This window comes from Paenibacillus sp. ACRRX, from assembly GCF_022346885.1.
Lineage (GTDB): Bacteria > Bacillota > Bacilli > Paenibacillales > Paenibacillaceae > Paenibacillus_B.
In genome coordinates, this window is the sequence record NZ_JAKRNK010000010.1 from 117,123 (window position 1) to 139,053 (window position 21,931).

The window sequence follows — 21,931 nt, forward strand, 5'->3', positions numbered from 1 at the left end:
TGGACAATTTTCTCCTTATCTATTCATAGATATCCTTGACAAGATTCGTATATTTCGCTATAAAAGGGCCATGTGTTACAATAAGGGTAATTTTCAACGAAGAAAGGTACAACGGTGATGATGATGACAACAACTCCAGCTTCGACACGTGTCGTTGTCGGTATGTCCGGAGGTGTCGATTCGTCAGTGACAGCTTTGCTATTAAAGCAGCAGGGCTATGACGTAGTCGGCATCTTTATGAAGAATTGGGATGACACGGATGAATTCGGACAATGTACAGCAGAAGATGACGCCGAGGATGTCCGCCGTGTCTGTGAACATATTGGCATTCCCTACTACACTGTCAACTTTGAAAAACAATATTTTGATAAAGTATTTACTTATTTTCTTGACGAGTACCGAAATGGGCGCACACCAAACCCCGATGTAATGTGCAATCGTGAGATTAAGTTTGGTGAGTTCTTACAAACAGCTCTTGATCTCGGTGCAGATTATGTCGCTACAGGGCACTATGCAAGAGTTGTGCATGACGAAAATCAATTTAAGCTGCTTCGCGGTATGGACAATAACAAAGATCAGACTTACTTCCTTAATGCACTTAGTCAGCAGCAATTATCCCGGGCGATGTTCCCGATCGGTCACCTGCCGAAGCCTGAAGTGCGTCGCATAGCAGAAGAAGCTGGGCTAGCAACTGCCAAAAAGAAAGACAGCACGGGTGTCTGCTTTATCGGCGAGCGTAACTTCAAGCAATTTTTAAGTCAATTTCTACCGGCACAACCGGGTGACATGATTGACATACAAACAGGCGAAGTTAAAGGCAAACATGATGGCCTCATGTACTATACACTTGGCCAGCGGCAAGGACTTGGGATTGGCGGTTCTGGTTCAGGCGAACCTTGGTTCGTAGCTGATAAAGACTTAACAACTAACGTCTTGTATGTTGTTCAAGGCGATGCCCACCCAAGTCTCTATTCTACAGGCCTGACAGCAACAGGTGTTAATTGGATCGCTGGTAATATCCCGGAAGGTTCCATCAGGTGTACGGCGAAGTTCCGTTATCGTCAGCCTGATCAAGGCGTTACTTTGACATACTTACCAAACGGACAAGTGGACGTTCAATTCGACGCTCACCAACGTGCAATTACGCCAGGACAAGCCGTAGTCTTCTACGACGGGGAAGTATGTCTCGGTGGAGGAACTATTGATAAGATACACAAACTGCAAGCTATTCACCAATAAATCTACACGACTAAATAAAGGGGCCCTGCTACCAGATAGCGGGCCCCTTATACTGTGTATGAGTGCTGTGTAATGATATTAATAATTATTAGGAAGCTTCAACTGGAAATTCTTCAGACATCGTCAACTTACGGACAAGCAAGCGAGTAATACGAAGCTGCTGCGCTTCTTCTACAATAAATTCCAATTGATTGTCATAATCAATGCGTTGGCCTTTCTTAGGTGGAATCTCAACTTGTGAGTACACCCAGCCGCCAATTGTATCAAAGTCCTCTGATGAAATATCACTGCCAAAATGATCGTTAATCTCTTCAATCAGCATTTTTCCATCTACAGAGAATGAATAGTCGTCATGCTTCACGATCTCAGGCAGTTCTTCATCGAATTCATCCTGGATCTCGCCCACGATCTCCTCCATGATGTCCTCCAGCGTAACGAGACCAGCGGTACCTCCATACTCATCAATTAGCAGTGCAATCTGCGTCTTGTTCTTCTGCAGCATCTTCATAAGTGCACTAATGGACATCGATTCGGGCACACTTAAGATTGGCCGCAGTATATCACGCAAATCAGCATCGTCTGTCTTGATCTTGACCAAATCTTTAATGTGCACAAATCCTAGTATGTTATCTTTATCGGGATCACATACAGGATAACGGGTATGCATCTCACTATAGGCGGTCTGCCTATTATCCGCAAAGGAATCGTTCGTATAAAGGCAAACCATCTCTGTACGAGGTATCATAATCTCACGCGCATGTGTCTCTGAAAATTCAAATATGTTGTCCATCAATGTCAATTCTGTATTATTAATTAGACCACTCTTATGGCTTTCCTTCATCAGAATCCGAATCTCTTCTTCCGTATGAGCCGAATCATGTTCAGAGGCTGGTTCCACACGAAACCACTTCAACAACGTATTCGCCATACCATTAAGGAGCCAAATAAACGGATACATCACCTTATGAAAAGCCATTAAAGGCATTGCTGTCAGTAATGTAACACTTTCCGCCTTACGAATCGCTACTGTCTTAGGTGCTAACTCACCTAATACAATATGCATCATCGTAATCACGATAAAAGCTACAACTGTTGCAATCGTATGAATAAGAGCTGGTCCAGCCCCAAGTGCCGCCAATGGATCATGGAGCAGTTGAGCAATCGTAGACTCTCCAATCCAACCTAGGCCAAGCGATGCTAATGTAATACCTAGCTGACATGCCGATAAATAAGCATCTAGGTTGTTGGTCAAATTCCTCGCGAATTTGGCTTTGGCGTTCCCTTCCTGTACGAGTGTGTCAATCCGACTGCCTCGTACTTTAACCATGGCAAACTCTGCCGCCACAAAGAACCCATTCAAAAACACCAGCAAAATGACTAACAACAATCCCCATACTATCGGTAACGGATCACTATCCAATAGAATCCCTATCCGCCTCCCATAAAGCGGACAGGTACACCTCCCCATTGTTCAATTTAAACTTAAAAAGAATGACGCTTAATAATCATTATATACCTTCTTACATAACCGTCAAATCCTAGCCTAGGAAATCGCTCTTCGCAGGCGGCAGCACCTCCGGTATCGGGGATTGACATTATATATATTCCAGCACGTCATCGTCCTATCACCATGGGTGATGCCTAAAATATACGAATTATGATTGCTCGCTGGAAGCGTAGCGAACCGCTTCATTCAGGAGGCCTATAATGTGGGCATCATCGCAGGAATACAGCATATTTTGTCCCTCACGGCGATAACGCACAAATCTGTATGCACGCAGCGTCTTTAACTGATGGGACACAGCCGATTGCGATAGCTGGAGCGCATCTGCGATCTGATTGACCGCACATTCCTCCCGCGCCAACAATGTCAAAATTCGAATTCGTGTCGGGTCTCCTAAAGCTTTAAATGTCTGGGACACACGTTCCAGCACATCCGGTTCCCACTCTTTTCCTTCTAATACATCCATTGCATCCGACTCCTTATCGTACATTCCATACGCCTTGTCACTATGCTTAGCTGAGACAGTGGTTCGTAACGAGTATGCTCCTTACGTACATGCTTCCCCCTTAGCTTGTCCTCCACCGTCTGAACATAACCACATATGAGGGGAGGATTTATTCAAGTAGGATGCAACATTGGCCCGAAAAATAAACATCCTTCATCAGGAAAAAAGTCTCACCTGATTGCTTGCAGGACAGAATCGGATTGGGATTACTAGCGCCTCCAGTTACACACCTGCCGAATCTAAATTGTCGGCATTGGTGTTGGTGTCGGCGCTGCATATCCTTCACGATATTTATCATCTATTATTTTCCGTACGGCATCAAGCGAGTTCCCCTCTTGCTCCAGCTTTACCGCCTCCACAGCGATCTGAAGACATACACCGCATCGTGTCCCGTGATCATCCCATTGAATACTGCCATCCTCCAGCCTCTCATGTACGAAGCAATCCAAATTGCTTCGATGATTTGAGCTGTCCCCACAGCCACAATAACAAGGCATCCATTGCAATAATTGTGCGTTTTCAGCAGCAAGCTTATATACAAGTCGAAGCTCCTCTTCTCCATCCTTCAGGAATGAAGGCGATTCATTCACAGATGAGGTCCATTGTCGCAAATCCCCATTTGGCAACAAATGATCCTGCTTTGAATGATGCGCTGCTCCTTGCTCGTCACCTACTGTTGTAGCGCCGCATGCAGTTAACAGCATCATAATGATAAGTGCAGCAGCTTTCATCAGCCATATACTACGTCGGCGCTCGCTTGCCATTCCGCTTTCTTTTGCATGTAACATGTCATCACAGTCCCCTCTGCTCACCTTTAACATGTATACCATTACTAGTCATTCGGAATCACTTACTTTATTGAGAAGGATAACAAATCATATTTCCGAATCATTATTACCCTTATCCCTGTAATATTAAACGGATCACATATAGCCCAATTACGGCTGCCGCTAAATTAAACAATGCGGTACTACCTATGTAAGTAAGCGCCGTTTTGATACGCCGCTGCTGAATAAGCAGCCATGACTCAACCGTAAACGTAGAAAAAGTTGTAAATGCACCACAAAATCCAATCCCTAACCATGCATAGATATAATCAGGCATCGTCTGATGAAGCCCAGCCAAAATTCCGAGCAGCATCGATCCCGCCAAATTAATAACCCATGTACCCCATGGAAAAGATGTGGAATGCTTGGCCATCACACCAGTGATAACATACCTTAACCACGCACCAACAGCTCCCCCAAAACTGACTAACCAGATATTCATTGCGAGATGCCCCTCTCAGTTCGTGTAGGTCGCTGTCCAAGCTTATAACCAGCGTATGCGCTTACGAGACCTCCCACAAGGCTAAGAAGTTGATAACTTAATGCCGTTCCAACCCGATTGACTTCCAACAATTGAACCGTTTCCATGGCAAATGTAGAGTAGGTCGTCAACGCCCCAGCCATACCCGTGCCAAATGTCAACTTCCATAAGGGTGAGCAGTTCACCCTAGTCGCTACAAATGAAGTCAGCCAGCCTAAGAAACAGGCGCCCGCTATATTAACGAAAAGCGTAGCCATTGGGAAGCCGCCTACGATGTCAAACGGAAAGATTAGACTGCATCCATATCTGATGTTGGCGCCAATAATTCCTCCGATCGCTACGGCGAGTCCATTCCTTGGATTCCAACAACTGCTTGACATCACCACTCTACCTCTCCGCATGAAAAATTGATACTTGTTGCTGCATAAGATGTTCGGGACAAGGGCAATATTAACGCCCCTTCTGCCTACGAAGCTCCTGATTAACCTTCATTTTCGCTTCCATGCCCTGCTCACTTGCCATAAAGAATACCCGGTTCTGGATAGTATCCGGCAAATACTGCTGCGTTACATAATGGCCAGGATAATCATGAGGATACTGGTAGCCCTTATGCCCCAACTTGTCCGCACCTTTGTAATGCGTATCCCTCAGATGGAGCGGAACTTCAGCAGATCGAATATCATCCATCGCCTGCATCGCCCGTTGAATGGCCATCGGTATCGAATTAGACTTCGGACTCTCTACCGCAAATAAAATTGCCTGGGCAATAATGTATTGTGATTCCGGCCATCCGATGCGACGATACGCTTCAAGCGCACTGACTGCCTGTACCATTGCTTGCGGATTCGCCAAGCCAATATCTTCACTGCAAGCAACAGTTAGACGGCGTATAAACGTCATGGGATCCATCCCAAGCTTATCTACGGCATAAAAAAACCAGAACAGCGCTGCGTCACTTGATCCACGGATACTCTTATGAAAGGCGGATAATACGTCGTATTGGGTCGATTCATCGGCACGAACGATTGGTCTGCGAACAGATTCTTCTGCTTCTGCCATGGTGACGATTACCCTGCCGTCCGACTGCGGCATGGTGGTCATCGCAGCAAGCTCCAGCGCATTAAGCGCACGTCGGATATCACCATTTGCCATCTCGGCTATATGCTGGAGCGCATCCTCATTCACTTCAAGCGGCATAAAACCCAGTCCGCGCTCCTTGTCGACCATCGCACGCTGCATAGCAATCAGGCAATGTTCTGACGTCAATGCCTTTAACTGAAACAAGGTCGAGCGGCTAATTAATGCTCCATTCACATGATGGAATGGATTCTCAGTAGTTGCGCCGATAAAAATAATCGTGCCTTTCTCAACCGCAGGCAGCAGAGCATCCTGCTGTGACTTGTTAAAACGATGAACCTCATCCAAGAACAAGATCGTCTTAGCAGCGTACATATTTTTGCGGTTCTCCGCTTGCTCAATGACAGCCCGAACATCCTTAACGGACGCATCCACCGCATTTAGCCGTACGAATTCCCCTTGCGTGCGCTCCGCAATAATATTGGCAAGCGTAGTCTTGCCGCATCCAGGTGGTCCGTACAGCAAAATCGAGGATACACGGTCAGACTCTATCGCCCTCCTTAATAGACGCTGCGGACCCACAATATGTTCCTGTCCCACATATTCATCCAGCGTACGCGGACGTATGCGATCAGCGAGCAGCCTCATCTCAGGCCCTTGATCCGATTGATACGAAAATAAATCCATTTCTTATCACCACTCTAGTTGATTCGAACTTTCTTTACTCTATTCTAGCTGACACCCCTAGTTAGCTACATCCAGCATGTCCTCGTGAACGACATTCAATTGCTCTTATTTGTCATCTTATCATCATGTCTTGTCATTTATAAAGATAACGTAACGTCATACTTCTTTTGGCGTTTCAATTATCTTTTTATTATTTCAATCATTTTACCATACGTATATACAACCTGCATATCCACCAAGAACGTACGTTCTTTTTCTTATCAAAAAAAGCTGCCCAAACCATCAGGTTTAGCAGCTAATTATTATATATTATGACTAACTAGATCTCTATTTCTGCTCCAACTGCTTTAACAGATCCTTCACTGCTACACTAACCATAATGAGTCCCACTACAGGTGGAACAAATGCGTTACTCGCGGGAGGCTGCTGTGCTTTACGCCGATCTGGTGCATTCTCTGGCACAATCTTCTCGGTTACATCTACACGCGGCTTCATTGGCTCCTCAGTGGAGAACACCACTTTAACACCTTTTTTGATCCCTTGCTTGCGCAGTTTCTGTCGAATTACACGGGCAATCGGATCTACAGTTGTCTTAGAAATATCAGCGACCTGAAAGCGCGTTGGGTCCATCTTATTAGCTGCTCCCATACTGGATATCATCGGGATGCCTCGCTTTAGACACTCTTTGATAAGATGAATCTTATAAGAGACGGTATCTGATGCATCCAGTACATAATCAAGCTCATATTTGAACAGCTCTTCATACGTCTCCTCTGTGTAAAACATATTCAGTGTAATAGCATCACACTCAGGATTGATGAGCTTGATTCGCTCTTTCATCAATTCTGTTTTCTCCTGGCCTACCGTTGTGATTAAGGCATGAATCTGACGGTTCACATTTGTAATGTCAACAACGTCCTTATCGATCAAAATGATTCGTCCGACTCCTGTTCTTGCCAGCGCCTCGGCAGCAATCGAGCCTACTCCTCCAATGCCAAGCACAGCAACTGTACTATTTTTCATCAACTCCATGCCTTCTGGCCCAATGGCAAGCTCTGTTCTAGAAAATTGATTGAGCATAAGGTGCCTCCTTCATAGATAGCTACTTTGTATAACCATAAAACACCCTCGCCCCAAAGCCAGCTGGCTGAGACGAGGGATGCAATTACCTTTGAAAGTGAAGAAAGTCTTCGGCTTATTCGCCTTGTTTTTCTTCTTTCTTTTCTTTTTTCTTCGTTTTAATGTGCAGTTGATCCAATTGAGCTGTATCCACCAGATTCGGCGCGCCAACCATCAGGTCTGTTGCACTTGCCGTTTTAGGGAATGCAATCGTTTCGCGCAAGTTGGTGCTGCCTGCAAGCAGCATTACAAGTCTGTCGAAGCCAAATGCGATCCCGCCATGCGGAGGCGTGCCGTATTCAAATGCGTTTAACAGGAAGCCGAATTTCTCTTGTGCTTCTTCAGGGGAGAATCCAAGTGCGTTGAACATCTTCTCCTGTACTTCACGCTTGTAAATACGCATGGAACCTCCGCCTACTTCGTAGCCGTTAAGCACGATGTCGTAGGCTTGTGCACGGATCTGACCAGGATCCGTATCGAACAATGCCAGATCCTCGTCTTTCGGGCGTGTGAACGGATGGTGCTCCGCTACATAACGTTTTGCTTCTTCATCATATCCAAGCAATGGGAAGTCAACCACCCATGCAAACTTATATTCATTATCGTTAATCAGGTTCAAGCGGCGTCCAACGAGTAAACGCAGATTGCCGAGTACATCAGCCACAACTTTCTTCGTGTCTGCCGAGAACAAGAGAAGATCGCCTTCTTCAGCTCCGAGACGATCACGCAGAGCCGCAATTTCTTCCTCGTTGAAGAATTTCACGATCGGTCCTTTAAACTCGCCATCCTTCACTTGAATCCATGCCAATCCTTTAGCTCCGTAACGTGCAGCGAATGGTGCAAGATCGTCGATCTCTTTACGGCTCCACGTGCCACAGCCTTTTGCATTTAAGCATTTTACGACGCCACCCTTTTCGATGACCGATGCAAATACTTTAACTCCAGAGGAAGATACAATATCACATACGTCAACTAGTTCCAGACCAAAGCGAAGATCTGGCTTGTCAGAACCATACTTGTTCATTGCATCCTGGTAAGTGATGCGTTGGAACGGTGTGGGGAGCTCGATTCCTTTTGTTTCTTGGAACAATCGAACCATTAGCTCTTCCATCATACCAAACAAATCCTCTTGAGATACGAAGGATGTCTCGATATCGACTTGGGTAAATTCAGGCTGTCTGTCAGCGCGCAAATCTTCGTCACGGAAACAACGTGCAATTTGATAATAACGCTCCATACCGGATACCATGAGCAATTGCTTAAAGATTTGCGGCGATTGCGGCAACGCATAAAATTCACCTGGATGCACACGGCTAGGCACAAGATAATCACGAGCACCTTCCGGCGTGCTATTTACCAAAATAGGCGTTTCCACCTCGATGAACTCGTTGTTGTCCAGATAATCACGGAACACTTTGGCTGCTTTAGAACGCATCATCAATGTTTGCTGCATCTCTGGACGACGAAGGTCCAGATAACGGTACTTAAGACGAAGAGTTTCGTCAATCTCAATACCATCCTCAATGAAGAATGGAGGGTTTTTTGCTGCGTTCAGCACATCGATCTCAGTTACACGAACTTCGATCTGGCCTGTAGGCAAATTCGGGTTAACCGTCTCCGCATCACGTTCGACTACTGTACCGCGTACAGCAATTACGTACTCGTTGCGCACACGATCCGCTATGTCATGTGCTGCTTGCGAGAACTCCGGATTAAATACGGCTTGCATAAGTCCACTGCGGTCACGCAGATCAACGAACAATACTCCACCCAAGTCACGGCGTCGTTGTACCCAACCATTTAATGTAACCGTTTCACCAATATTGGCCGTTGTAAGCTTTCCACAGTGATGCGTCTTGTACATCATAAAAGGCACTCCCCATCTTTTATTAGATCTTTTAAGCTCGTATTTAAGCTCAATTTATTACGACTGTTGAATCGTTTGGATCAGCTCATCAAGCTTCACCATACGCTGTTCACCAGTTGATAATTGCTTCAATGCGATTTCACCGCGCGACAATTCATCCTCGCCCAATATAGCTGCAAATCGTGCCTGCATCCGTTCAGCCGACTTCATCTGCGCCTTCATTTTCCGGCCCTGATAGTCCTTCTCGGCTGCGATACCGGCAACCCGCAGTTGATTAAGCAGCTTAGCCACTTCATCCTCAGCTTGCTCGCCCAAACCAACTAGATACACATCCAGCGGAGTTTGCTCGTTACATTGAACACCTTGGTGCTCCAGCAGCAAGGCAATCCGCTCCATCCCCAAGCCGAAGCCGATGCCCGGCTGATCCGGTCCGCCTATACTTGCAACAAGACCGTTATATCGGCCGCCGCCGCCAACCGTATCAATGGCGCCAATACCTTGCGCTTTGTACTCAAATGCCGTGTGTGTGTAATAATCGAGTCCACGTACAAGTCGGTGGTTAATTCGATACTCTACGCCCATTGCACTTAAGAGCTGCTTCACCTTTTCAAAATGAGTCGCACATTCTTCATCCAAGCTGTCCAGGATGGACGGCGCATCGCCAAACTTGTCTTGGTCTACCTTACAATCCAGCACGCGCAGCGGATTACGCTCCATGCGTGATTGACAATCTTTACACAGTGTCTCTTCCATAGGCGTCAAGAAATCAAGCAAGGTTTGACGGTATGCCGCGCGACTATCTGCATTGCCTACAGAGTTAATCTCTACAAGAACACCAGACAAGCCGATTTCTTTCATAAAATGATACCCGAGTGAAATAATTTCCGCATCCAAGCTTGGGTCCACTGCACCTAACGCCTCTACACCGAATTGGTGGAATTGACGGTAGCGTCCTGCTTGTGGACGCTCATAGCGGAACATAGGTCCAATGTAATACAGCTTCGTGACGTCAGGATCACCATACAGCTTGTTCTCTACATAAGAACGAACGGCACCTGCTGTCCCTTCTGGGCGTAAAGTCATGCTGCGATTTCCTTTGTCGCTGAAGGTGTACATTTCTTTTTCCACTACATCCGTTGTCTCGCCCACTCCACGCTCAAACAATTCAGTTGCTTCGAAAATAGGAGTACGAATTTCCTTGTAATTAAATCTGCGGCACATCTCGCGCGCTTTCTGCTCAACGGTCTGCCAAATTTCGACCGTTCCTGGCAAAAAGTCTTGTGTACCCTTCGGCTTCTGGAATGCCATTTACGCAACCTCCTATACTTATGAGACAAGCCTTGATTCACAAGCTCGGTCATCCCAAGCTGAGGCACAGGCTGAAATTCTCGTCTTCATCTCTCACCATAAATATTTGAAAACAAAAAAACTCCCGTCCCGCGTTAAAATAACGCAAAGGGACGAGAGATTGGTTGTTCCATTCACCCGTGGTGCCACCCACATTCCGGATCCATGTCAGCATATTACTTGACTACAGGTATCTGAGGATAAAATATCCTCCCGCATACCATACATGTTCCGCTTCATTCGCGTATAACGTCCGCGCTACGCCTAACGTCTACTGCTATAAGCAATTAATGCCCAGCCTCGCCGCAGGTTCTCGGGGGTGTCATTCGTTCGTCCTTCATTAAGACCCTTCCAGCCTTGGGGTCTCTCTCTGAATAAGAGGGTTCGAAGTACTTGTTCCCGTCATCAAATCAAATATCTTAAAGAGATTATATGAAGAACATTGTAATAATTTACTCCATTAAAGTCAAGAGGCATTACAAAAAAAGAAAAAAACCTACATCATCAAATGTAGGTTTGTCAAAAGTATATATTCTTAAAAGGGGGTCATGTCACTTATTATAGGGACTGATTGTTAAAGGAACATGAAACGCAGGTTACAGAAAGATTACAAATAAGAAAACGCTTCATTTTCCTGTTTACGATTGCGTGTAGAGTGGAAACAATTGATCCATCATTTCGATCTTCTTTCGTGTCACTTCTACGTAATTGTCATTGTACACTTTAGGCTCTTTAGGATTGGCAAATCGGGAGATAGCCCCTGTCTCGGGATGCACCCACTTAGTAGTCGCCCCACAGCCAAGCCCCAAAATAGACTGGATTTCTTCAATAATTAAAATGTTGTATAAACTTTCAGTACCCGGAATGGAATAACCAACATTCTCAAGGTTGCCTAAAATATTTTTCTGCCGGTACAAATAATACGGAACGTATCCATGGGCATCTGTCCATTCGCTCGCCGCAGTCATCATCTGTGCGATCTCATGTCGGTCTGCAACCTTAAATTTCTCTTCGCCACGGTGCTGTGTCATTTCAGAGGCTCTCTTAAAAGACAAGGTATGTACCGTTAACGACTCTGGCATCAATTTCTCGGTCTCGCACAAAGTGTGATCGAACTCCTCGACGCCTTCACCAGGCAAACCAATAATGAGATCCATATTGATATTGTTCATTCCCATTTCACGTGCCAGCTTATACTTTTCGATCGTTTCTTCAACGCTATGATGTCTGCCGATAATATCCAAAGTTTCTTGAATGTAAGATTGCGGATTAATACTAATTCGGTCAATATTCCATTTGCGCAGCACATCCAGCTTCTCTGGCGTAATGGTGTCAGGACGACCCGCTTCAACTGTAATTTCTCGCACATTTCCTACATCTGGGAAGGATTCATACATCTCCTCATACAACATATCCATTTCTTCCGCTGTAATACTTGTTGGTGTGCCGCCACCATAATAAATGGTAGTAATTCGCACCCCTCGCTCCTTCAGGAAGCGACCGATCTCGCGAATCTCATAATGAAGTCCACCCAAAAATGAGTTCACAGACCCTTGGCGCCCATTAATATCGTAAGCAGGGAACGTGCAGTACGCACACTTCGTCGGACAGAAAGGAATACCAATATAGATACTAATCTCCTTTTGCAAGTTATCAAGGTCGGGCAGAGCCGTTAACTGACGTTCAACGATACGCTCCATTAGAGCTACTTTTTGATCCGTTACCAAGTAGTCTTCCTTTAACTCCTTACGTGCCGCATCCGAAGCCAGTCCCCGTCTACGCGCATCATGCATCAGCTTAGTTGGTCGCACTCCAGTCAATATCCCCCATGGCTGCTCGATACCTGTCCAATCCGTCAATACTCGAAGTAGCGCATGGCAGAGACTGTTCTTAACCTGCTTCCGAAATTGCTCGTGTGTCGCCTCAGCCGTCACGGCTCTTGTATGTTCAGCTTCATACAATCTGACACTACCGTCCTGAAGCTTAATCCGCAGTGAGCCATAAGCCCGTAAGCAGCGCGAAGCATCGTTATGATCATCTGATCCTGAGCTGTTTTCCGTATGCAGTCTTAAGACAGCATCGAACTCTCCCCAATCCGGTTCCTCGTCGCCAACAAGGCCGTCTGTAACCACATACGTCACTTCTGGTTGTTCGACATATAATTGAATAATATGAACAAGCGAGCGCTCAAACGCTGCTTCATTAGCTGTTAATCGAATACGCATCAGTAAATCCTCCCACTATTACACCTGACAGTAAAATAAACAAAAATAAAAGCCCCTAATCGGAGCTTCATCACTTCTTGATGAATTGTAACATAGGTCACAGGGAGAATAAAGAAATCAGTTGTTACCCCAACTAAGCGACACCGTTTATCTGCGGTGACTAGGGTACGGTCGTCTCATACTGCGCTCCTCCGCATGCTCCTGACTCATATTGGCTGATGTTTCACGCATAGACTGCGTCATGGCCATGTGTCCGTACTGAATAGCTAGCTGCTGCAACGATTGACGCATAGTTGGCGCTCCTTCATCTTGAGATGCCAATAGTATGCGTGATATCTATCCCTATCTATTCGTCCTCTTTAATTACTCAAATCCACAGCAAATCAACTCATGCATGACTTAGCGTGACTGGCTGTCCAGTATTAACGTCACTGGTCCCCAATTTGTAAACTGCACATCCATCATCGCACCAAAAATGCCTGTTGACACGGACAGGTCATGTTTGCGCAAGCATTCATTAAAGAACTCATACAACTGCTCTGCCTGTTCAGGACGCGCAGCCGCCATAAAGTTAGGACGTCTGCCCTTCCTACAATCTCCAAACAATGTAAACTGTGATACTGACAAGATAGCACCACCAATATCTTGAACAGAGAAATTCATCTTCTCTTGTTCGTCCTCAAATATGCGCAGTCCCGCAATCTTGTCCGCCAACCACTGTGCATCCTGCTCCGTATCTTCATGTGTGACGCCAACCAACAGCACCAGTCCTTTATCAATTTCACCTACTGTATCCTGATTGACAATGACTTTTGCAGCTTTAGAACGCTGTACGACTATTTTCACGTGCGTAACTCCTCTCCGAATTGAGCATCTGATTATTGCCATACTCATATAAGAACAGCCGCCCCGCGGGCGGCTGCTTTGACTATTGCATAATACGCTGTACCGTGTATACATCCTTCACACGCTTAATCTTCTCCACTACCGAATGCAAATGTTCAGTATTCCGGATAAGTACCGTCATATGAATAAGCGCGAGCTTGTTTTTATCGGAACGCCCTGATACAGCCGCGATGTTCGTCTTGCTCTCTGATACGACCTGCAGCACTTCATTCAAAAATCCGCGTCGATCCATGCCTGTAATCTCGATATCTACGCTGTAGTTGGCCTCGATCGACTCTTCCCACTCGACTTCGATGATACGCTCGGCTTCTTCGCCTTCGATCTCCTTCGGCAGGTTCAGACAATCCGCACGGTGCACGGACACACCCCGACCGCGGGTGACGTATCCAACGATATCATCTCCTGGCACCGGATTACAACAACGAGCAAAACGCACGAGTAAATTATCGATTCCTTTGACACGGACACCATTTGTCGGACGAGACTTCCGCTCATTGGAATCTTTCTTCATCTCTTTGATCTCGTGTGTAAGCTCAAGATGCGCTGCTTGCGCCTCTTCTGCTTCCTTACGAAGCTTCTCAGTCAAGCGAGTACAGACTTGTGCTGCCGTAAGACCTCCGAAGCCAATCGCGGACATCATATCCTCAACATCGTTAAAGTTAAACTTCTTGGCCACTTCCATCAGCTTGTCTTCCGACATCCAGCCTTGCGGATCAATGCCCAGTCGTTTTAACTCACGCTCAATGGAGTCACGGCCCTTCTGAACATTCTCTTCCCGCTTCTCCTTCTTGAACCACTGTTTAATCTTGGAGCGAGCATGCGAAGACTGAGCAATCTTAATCCAGTCTGCACTAGGACCGTACGAATGTTTGGATGTTAATATTTCAACAATATCGCCTGTCTTCAACTTATGATCAAGCGGCACGATGCGACCGTTCACTTTAGCCCCAATGGTACGGTTTCCAACCTCCGTATGGATGCGGTACGCAAAGTCAAGCGGTACGGAGCCTGCCGGAAGCTCGATCACTTCCCCTTTTGGCGTAAACACGAATACGAGATCCGAGAAGAAATCCATTTTAAGCGATTCGACAAATTCGCTAGCATCTTTTGTCTCCTGCTGCAGATCCAGAATCTCACGCAAAAATGTCATCTTCTCTTCAAAACTCCCGCCTATAAGGCTCTGGTTGCCCTCCTTATAAGCCCAATGCGCGGCAATACCATACTCAGCCGTTCGATGCATATCCCATGTGCGGATCTGCACCTCTGTCGGCTCGCCTGTCGGACCGATAACCGTCGTATGAAGCGACTGGTACATATTGGCCTTCGGCATGGCGATATAATCTTTAAACCTGCCAGGCATCGGTTTCCATAAGGTATGAATGATGCCCAAGGTGGCATAACAATCTTTAATATTGTCGACCAAAATGCGGATCGCAAGCAGATCGTAAATCTCATTAAACTGCTTATTTTTCACCGTCATCTTCTTATACACGCTGTAAATATGCTTAGGTCTGCCGGATAAGTCAGCTTCAATGCCCATCTCGTCCAGCTTCTCGTTAATCCGCAGGATGACGTCGGAAATAAATTGCTCCCGTTCAGCCCGCTTCTTATGCATCAAATTAGCTATGCGATAATACTGCTGCGGGTTCAAGTAACGAAGTGCAATGTCCTCCATCTCCCACTTGATTGCGGAAATACCTAGACGATGCGCAATCGGACAGAATATCTCCAGCGTCTCATAGGCAATTCGGCGCTGACTCTCTTCCGATTGAAACTTCAGTGTGCGCATATTGTGCAGGCGGTCCGCAAGCTTGATCACGATAACACGTATGTCATTCGCCATCGCGACAAACATTTTGCGATAATTCTCATTCTGCTGCTCTTCCTTTGAGCGAAACTGGATACGTTCAAGCTTCGTTAAGCCATCCACCAGCATTGCACATGTCTCGCCGAACTTCGCACGAATCTCATCAAGAGAAACAGAGGTGTCCTCCACGACATCATGAAGCAGAGCTGCGACGATAGATGTTGGATCCATCTGCATGCCCACTACGATATCCGCTACAGCCAAGGGATGTAAGATATAAGGTTCTCCAGACTTCCTAATCTGCCCATAATGGGCTTTGTCCGCGAATTCATAAGCTTCACGTATGCGGATCAAGTCTGGCTCTTTCATATAAGTAGAAGCTTTAGTTATCAATTGGTCGATGCCCATTGGACTCGTCTCGATTCCTTTCTATCCGGGTCGTTCGTCGTCCCTGTTTACAGATTATCCTATAATTATGCCTTTGAACCGTATTGCCGTCAATGGCTATCGCTGTTATTCCACGGATATGTATGTCGGTTGTTGTCGAATATAAGAGAATAATTACAAAAACAGGGGTTCATGTCACCTTTTTTAACACGAATATTAAAAAAGTTGTTGTAATTCGACGCCAATTCGATGTAGATTATATAGTTAGGTTTACAATTAAATATGAAATAAAGGAGTGCATCCGCATTGCAACGCGAAATTCAAGTGCTTGAAAAGCCCGCTCTTATGCCGGGTCTGCTGCTGAGCATTCAACATCTGTTCGCCATGTTCGGCTCCACGGTACTCGTACCGAATCTGTTCCAGGTTGATCCAGGTATCGTTCTATTGATGAACGGAATCGGAACCTTATTCTACCTCATCTTATGCCGAGGATTGATTCCAGCGTACCTAGGTTCCAGCTTCGCATTTATTTCACCCGTACTGGTTGTACTCGCTGGCAAGACGGATAATTATCCGCAGGCATTAGGTGCTTTTATCATATGCGGTGTTGTCTTTATTCTAGTAGCTCTGATCGTAAAGTGGGCAGGCACACGTTGGCTTGATGCGTTATTTCCACCTGCCGCAATGGGCGCGATCGTTGCCGTTATCGGTCTAGAGCTTGTTCCTGTTGCTTCTAACATGTCGGGATTTATACCTGATGCTGCTGGCAATTTGAATTATACGAACATCACACTGGCTGTTATTACTTTAGCAGTTACGGTTATCGGTAATGTCATGTTTCGTGGGTTCTTTAAAATTATACCCATACTTATCGGAATTGTTGTCGGTTATGTGTCCGCCTACTTTATGGATGCGGTTGATATGAGCAAAGTAACGTCAGCAGCATTCCTGAAGCTGCCAACGATTACATATCCAGAATTTAATTGGACGGCGATCTCCATAATCATACCTGCAGCATTGGTTGTCGTTGTAGAACACGTTGGTCATTTGATGGTAACGAGCAATATTGTGGGCAGAGACCTGTCCAAAGATCCTGGACTTCACCGCTCCTTGCTCGGCAACGGAATCTCGACTATTTTTTCCGGCTTCTTCGGCTCAACGCCAAACACGACATATGGAGAAAACATTGGTGTAATGGCACTTACTCGTGTGTATTCTGTATACGTCATTGGCGGAGCAGCAGTGATTGCCATTATCATGTCGTTCTTTGGCAATGTGTCTGCCCTTATCGCTAACATCCCAGTGCCAGTGATGGGTGGCGTCTCGTTACTCCTGTTCGGGGTAATCGCGGCGTCTGGTCTGCGTATTCTGGTTGATTCAAAGGTAGACTTCAGCAAGCCTAAAAACCTGCTCTTGACTACACTTGTTATCGTTATCGGTATAAGCAATGCTACTTTAAAGCTCGGCGATGTTGAATTAAAAGGTATGGCGCTTGCAACGGTTCTGGCCATCGTCTTAAATCTGTTCTTTATTTTGATTGACAAGCTCGGATTATCCAATGATCACGAGAAGTCAGCTCATTAAATTGAACTAACAAATCCCCCATTGAAACCTCTCATCAAAGCTAATCTTGAGAGGTTTTAAGGGGGATTCTTATTAGTTAACCACTTTAAATTCGGGATCTGTAATGTTCAGCTTTCCTTTTAATCCATCCGTTACATAAATGTCCTTGTTATTTGTAATAAAGAACGCTTCCATCCCTGCTATACGGTTCATATGCTTAAGACCTTCCTCAAGGCCCTCCAAAAACACAGCGGTTGACAGTGCATCAGAATCCGTAGCGTTGTCAGCAATAATCGTCACACTCATTAGCTCATTTTGTTCGGGATAACCGGTCTTCGGGTTAAGCAGATGATGGTATCTGACTCCATCCTTCATAAAGAATCGTTCATATACCCCAGAGGAATCAATTGTTTCTCCCTTCAGCTTAATCGTACCTATCTGAGTGCCCCTACTCTTGTCCGGATTTTGGATACCGATCACCCAAGCACTTCCATTCGGTTTTTCACCAATTGTAACGATTGAACTTCCACCCAGATTAACGAGGGCATGTTTAATCCCTTGTGCCTTTAAATAATCAGCTACTCGGTCAGCCGCGTAACCTTTGCCGATCCCCCCTAGATCCAATACCATGCCCGGTTTTGTTAGACGTACTGATCTGTCTGCCCCGTTTAATTCGATATTTTTATAATTTACTTTGTGAATTGCTGCCTGTAGTTCTGCCTTATCTGGAATCTTAGCATTATCATGCCCGATATTCCAAAGATTAACGAGTGGACCTACACTCGGATCAAATAATCCATCGGTTTCCTTCCCGTATTGAACAGAAAGCTCAATAGCTTCAAAAGTGTCCGCAGACACACGAACTGCTGATTTGCCAGCCGCTTCATTAACAGCTGCTAATTCGCTGTTATCCTTCGTGCGGCTCATGTGGCTGTCTATACTTTTCATGATGTGGTCGATTTCCTGAAAGTGATGCTCATGATCACCTTTATCATAAATCTTAATGTTAACTACTGTATCAAATATAAAATAACTTTTGTCTTGATAAGCTGGGGGCTGCGGCGCCGCTTCAGGCGCTTTCACTTCTTTAGTGTTCCACTTTACTGCAAACAATGCTGCAATGACAAGAATAATCACTCCAAGTCCAATCATAGCCGTTTTTTTGTTCATGGCTGTCCCTCGCTCTTTTATTTATGTATGTTTGCCATTTAGAATACACTAATTCGTTAACCAGAATGAACTGAACTATGAACATTTTAAAAATAATGAACCTAACTCCCAATATGCCCCAAAATCAAAAGCAAGCTGACACCTCTCTAAGAGGGCATCAGCTTGTCATTCAGCGCATCAATCAGATGCTAATAATTCACTTAATATGTCATTAACGATTGGACTTCAATACCTTGAAGCTTCTCGCGGCCATTTAAATAGCCAAGCTCAATCAAGAATACCGCACCTACAACTTCTCCGCCCAGTTGGCGTATCAGTTCAATCGTTGTTGAGATCGTACCACCAGTCGCAAGCAGATCATCAGCAATCAGTACTTTCTGTCCTGGCTGAATCGCGTCACGATGCATCGCAAGCTTATCTTTGCCATACTCCAGATCGTAACCTGCCTCAATTGTATCTCCTGGCAGCTTTCCGCTCTTACGAATCGGCACAAAGCCTGCTCCGATAGCTAATGCAAGAGGTGCACCTACGACAAAACCACGTGCCTCTGGACCTGCTACCAAGTCAACATCCATACCTTTAACTAATTCATGCATTGCGTTAATAGATTCACGGTAGGCAGCCCCGTCTTTAAGCAGCGTTGTAATGTCCTTAAAGCGGATGCCTGGCTGGGGAAAGTCAGGAATAACACGAATATAAGACTTAAAATCCATAAGTCAATTCCTCCTCGAACGTTATCGTCTCTACGATAATTTAGAAATATAATAAAATTTCATTATGCCTTACATCAGTATGTCTACTCACCTAGCGGCTTGTCCCATGCGGCAAGCAGCAGCTGCCTGAGCGCATCGGTCGTACCGTCATACCATACAGATTCCCATTCACTTAAACGTTCCCACTCTTTGTACCGCGGGGAAGCGTCCAAAGATGTCTTCCTGGGCACTTCAACCATGGAATAAGTAGCACCTGCTGCGCTAGCTTCCACGGTCACAAACTCCAAATCGCGAAATACATCAAGCAGTACCGACAATTCGCGCACAGACAAACCTGTCCGGCTGGACAATGACATCAGCGTCCCTTTGTTGTCCTGCCATGTCCGCAAGCGCTTGAGCTCTGCAAATGCGGGTACAATCCTGCTGCGATCTGGCGAGCGCAGCAAGCCTTCCTCCGGCTTACGCGGCAAGAACACATGCACACGTTCAACACTTGGGTAGCGTTGACCTACGTACGACCAAGACTCCGCAGACTCCATTGGAATGCAGCTCAATACAATGTCACGTACCTGCTCGCTCGCAAAGGGTTGACTTTGCTGAAAGCTGCCTGCATCGGACAACTGCACATAAGGCTCTGCCGCATATACACCCGCTTCCTGACGTGAAGTTAGCCAGATAGCTTCTCCGGCACGACTTGCATTCAGCTTGCGGGTCAGCTCAACAGCAGCGCTAATCGGTTCGCGCGATCCCCGCAAATCGAATAGCTGCCGTTCCCGGATGCGGATATCCTGCAGCATAAGCTGTGGTTTGCGTGAACTATTCCATTCATTGATGGACAATTCACCAAGTACATCTGTCACCACATTTGGCGAAATTCGATCTGCTAGTGTGCCTTTATGAAAGGCCACAGCATCCAATGTAGCACGGTCTTGCGTCAACATCAACTTTAAATGTTGACCCTCTTTTCCCATCGTGCGTTTTTCGTGTACACGAGCGTCTGTAATGATGACCTTCGGAGTGGAATTACCCATGCCAAACGGTTCCAAACAACTTAGTTCATCAATCACCTGAATCGGAACTTCAAGCAGACTGCAAGCGGCGTCAGCATCCGTACAGGGGATATATTGTTCCTCGGTTAATTGTTCATCAGCAATGTTCTGTAGAGCTTGCTCCAACTGTGTCAGCTTCTCATACGCAATCGTCATGCCGGCTGCTGCCTGATGGCCACCATAATGCTCAAACAATTCCCCGACCTGCGACATCGCACCATACAAGTCAAAACCATCAATTGAACGAGCGGAGCCTTTACACTTGCCCGTTTCTTCATCATGCCCCAGTACAAAGGTAGGCCGATAATAACGTTCCACAATCTTGGAGGCGACAATGCCGATAACACCTACATTCCAGCCTGCCTGTGCCAATACGATAACATTAGGTACTTTACCCGCAGCCTCAATTTTATCGGCAAGCTGCTGTTCCGCTTCCTTAACGATCCGCTCCACAATCTTCTGTCGTTCCTTATTCAGACGATCTAGTTCCTCCGCACATGCTAGTGCTTCATCCAGCTTATCAGTGGTTAGCAACTGCACCGCTGTGTCCGCATGATCTAGCCTACCGCTGGCATTAATGCGTGGTGCCATAGAAAATGCAATATGAGTAGAAGTTAAGGCGCTGGCATCCACGTTGCCGATCTGCAACAGCGCCTTAATACCAGGATAAGCGGAATTGCGCATGCGCGTAAGCGCATTTTTGACCATGATGCGGTTCTCGCCCGTGAGCGGCATTAAATCTGCTACGGTCCCAATGGCCGCTAGATCAAGCAAATGCTCCGGCACCCGATCTAACAAAGCATGTGCCAACTTAAAAGCTACGCCTACGCCTGCCAGGCCCTTGAAAGGATAAGGACAATAATCAAGCTTAGGATTAACAAGCGCATAAGCTTTAGGCAGCACTTCCGGCGGCTCATGGTGGTCTGTTACGACAACGTCGATTCCGCAGCTAGTCGCATGTTCAATTTGATCAACAGCGCTAATTCCAGTATCTACGGTGATAATAAGTGTTACACCCTGTTCCTTTGCCTTATCTATAGCTGTCGTATTCAGTCCATATCCTTCATTTGCGCGATGCGGAATGTAATAGTCAAAGTCAGCACCTAACTCACGCATCAGATGGATCATTAAAGAGGTACTGGATACTCCATCCGCGTCATAGTCGCCGTATATCCAAATCCGTTCTTTAGCTGCAATCGCTCGGCGAATCCGTTCTACTGCTTGAGGCATCCCTGCCAACTGATACGGATCCAACATATCATCAATCGTATCATTTAGAAAATGACCAACAAGTTGTGCATCGTCAATACCGCGGACGATCAGAAGCTTCGCCAGAAGCGGAGATATGTTTACTTCGGCCGCCAGCTTCGCCACACGTTCTTCTGACACTTCAGCACAACGCCATCTTGTTCGTGGTTGAAGCATTACAGCCTCCTTCTTAGGGAAAGGTTATTTAGT

The 21,931-nt window shown here is 46.0% G+C and carries 18 protein-coding genes; 2 read left to right on the top strand and 16 right to left on the bottom strand.

The features are described 5' to 3' along the window. Nucleotides 1-123 precede the first annotated feature (123 nt). Complete coding sequence (mnmA, locus tag MH117_RS23180; RefSeq protein ID WP_239332967.1) at nucleotides 124-1,239, top strand: tRNA 2-thiouridine(34) synthase MnmA; 1,116 nt, start codon at nucleotides 124-126, stop codon at nucleotides 1,237-1,239. A gap of 88 nt (nucleotides 1,240-1,327) precedes the next feature. Here mnmA and MH117_RS23185 read toward each other — a convergent pair whose 3' ends face one another. The 13 genes from MH117_RS23185 to MH117_RS23245 all read right to left on the bottom strand — a co-directional run bounded on the left by MH117_RS23185 (nucleotide 1,328) and on the right by MH117_RS23245 (nucleotide 15,999). Then, the gene (locus tag MH117_RS23185; RefSeq protein ID WP_239332969.1) at nucleotides 1,328-2,659 is read right to left on the bottom strand and encodes a hemolysin family protein; all 1,332 of its coding nucleotides are present in this window, start codon (nucleotides 2,657-2,659) and stop codon (nucleotides 1,328-1,330) included. Between the two features lie 235 nt (nucleotides 2,660-2,894). Beyond that, entirely contained in the window at nucleotides 2,895-3,209 is a 315-nt protein-coding gene (locus tag MH117_RS23190) for an ArsR/SmtB family transcription factor (protein WP_239332971.1), read from the bottom strand. A 278-nt stretch (nucleotides 3,210-3,487) separates the two neighbouring features. Further along, entirely contained in the window at nucleotides 3,488-4,036 is a 549-nt protein-coding gene (locus MH117_RS23195; RefSeq protein ID WP_239332981.1) for a PCYCGC domain-containing protein, read from the bottom strand. 112 nt (nucleotides 4,037-4,148) lie between these two features. Further along, nucleotides 4,149-4,517 (bottom strand): fluoride efflux transporter CrcB, encoded by a 369-nt coding sequence (gene crcB, locus MH117_RS23200; RefSeq protein WP_239332983.1) that lies wholly within the window; start codon nucleotides 4,515-4,517, stop codon nucleotides 4,149-4,151. Next, on the bottom strand, nucleotides 4,514-4,936 hold the full coding sequence (crcB, locus tag MH117_RS23205) for a fluoride efflux transporter CrcB (RefSeq protein WP_239332985.1): 423 nt from the start codon (nucleotides 4,934-4,936) through the stop codon (nucleotides 4,514-4,516). Before crcB (MH117_RS23205) ends, crcB (MH117_RS23200) begins: the two co-directional genes overlap by 4 nt. A gap of 70 nt (nucleotides 4,937-5,006) precedes the next feature. Further along, entirely contained in the window at nucleotides 5,007-6,320 is a 1,314-nt protein-coding gene (locus tag MH117_RS23210) for a replication-associated recombination protein A (RefSeq protein ID WP_239332987.1), read from the bottom strand. 327 nt (nucleotides 6,321-6,647) lie between these two features. After that, on the bottom strand, nucleotides 6,648-7,400 hold the full coding sequence (locus MH117_RS23215; RefSeq protein WP_239332989.1) for a tRNA threonylcarbamoyladenosine dehydratase: 753 nt from the start codon (nucleotides 7,398-7,400) through the stop codon (nucleotides 6,648-6,650). 115 nt (nucleotides 7,401-7,515) lie between these two features. Then, the gene (gene aspS / locus MH117_RS23220) at nucleotides 7,516-9,303 is read right to left on the bottom strand and encodes an aspartate--tRNA ligase (RefSeq protein ID WP_239333105.1); all 1,788 of its coding nucleotides are present in this window, start codon (nucleotides 9,301-9,303) and stop codon (nucleotides 7,516-7,518) included. A 60-nt stretch (nucleotides 9,304-9,363) separates the two neighbouring features. Beyond that, on the bottom strand, nucleotides 9,364-10,614 hold the full coding sequence (gene hisS, locus MH117_RS23225; protein ID WP_239332991.1) for a histidine--tRNA ligase: 1,251 nt from the start codon (nucleotides 10,612-10,614) through the stop codon (nucleotides 9,364-9,366). A 677-nt stretch (nucleotides 10,615-11,291) separates the two neighbouring features. Then, nucleotides 11,292-12,878 carry a coproporphyrinogen III oxidase gene (locus MH117_RS23230; protein WP_239332993.1) on the bottom strand — a complete coding sequence of 529 codons (1,587 nt, stop codon included), beginning with the start codon at nucleotides 12,876-12,878 and terminating at the stop codon, nucleotides 11,292-11,294. 147 nt (nucleotides 12,879-13,025) lie between these two features. Then, the gene (locus MH117_RS23235; protein WP_239332995.1) at nucleotides 13,026-13,169 is read right to left on the bottom strand and encodes a hypothetical protein; all 144 of its coding nucleotides are present in this window, start codon (nucleotides 13,167-13,169) and stop codon (nucleotides 13,026-13,028) included. Nucleotides 13,170-13,277: 108 nt separating this feature from the next. Beyond that, the gene (dtd, locus tag MH117_RS23240; RefSeq protein WP_239332997.1) at nucleotides 13,278-13,724 is read right to left on the bottom strand and encodes a D-aminoacyl-tRNA deacylase; all 447 of its coding nucleotides are present in this window, start codon (nucleotides 13,722-13,724) and stop codon (nucleotides 13,278-13,280) included. 82 nt (nucleotides 13,725-13,806) lie between these two features. Beyond that, entirely contained in the window at nucleotides 13,807-15,999 is a 2,193-nt protein-coding gene (locus tag MH117_RS23245; protein ID WP_239332999.1) for a RelA/SpoT family protein, read from the bottom strand. A 285-nt stretch (nucleotides 16,000-16,284) separates the two neighbouring features. Here MH117_RS23245 and uraA point away from each other — a divergent pair, with 285 nt between their 5' ends. Further along, nucleotides 16,285-17,562 carry a uracil permease gene (gene uraA / locus MH117_RS23250; RefSeq protein ID WP_239333001.1) on the top strand — a complete coding sequence of 426 codons (1,278 nt, stop codon included), beginning with the start codon at nucleotides 16,285-16,287 and terminating at the stop codon, nucleotides 17,560-17,562. A 72-nt stretch (nucleotides 17,563-17,634) separates the two neighbouring features. Here the strand turns inward: uraA and MH117_RS23255 are convergent, their stop codons facing one another. From MH117_RS23255 to recJ, 3 genes are all read right to left on the bottom strand, one after another. Further along, complete coding sequence (locus MH117_RS23255; RefSeq protein ID WP_239333003.1) at nucleotides 17,635-18,711, bottom strand: FAD:protein FMN transferase; 1,077 nt, start codon at nucleotides 18,709-18,711, stop codon at nucleotides 17,635-17,637. Nucleotides 18,712-18,911: 200 nt separating this feature from the next. Then, nucleotides 18,912-19,424: an adenine phosphoribosyltransferase gene (locus MH117_RS23260; protein ID WP_239333005.1), complete on the bottom strand. Its 513-nt coding sequence runs from the start codon at nucleotides 19,422-19,424 to the stop codon at nucleotides 18,912-18,914. Between the two features lie 83 nt (nucleotides 19,425-19,507). After that, nucleotides 19,508-21,898, bottom strand: a complete 2,391-nt coding sequence (gene recJ / locus MH117_RS23265; protein ID WP_239333007.1) for a single-stranded-DNA-specific exonuclease RecJ — start codon at nucleotides 21,896-21,898, stop codon at nucleotides 19,508-19,510. Nucleotides 21,899-21,931: the final 33 nt, after the last annotated feature.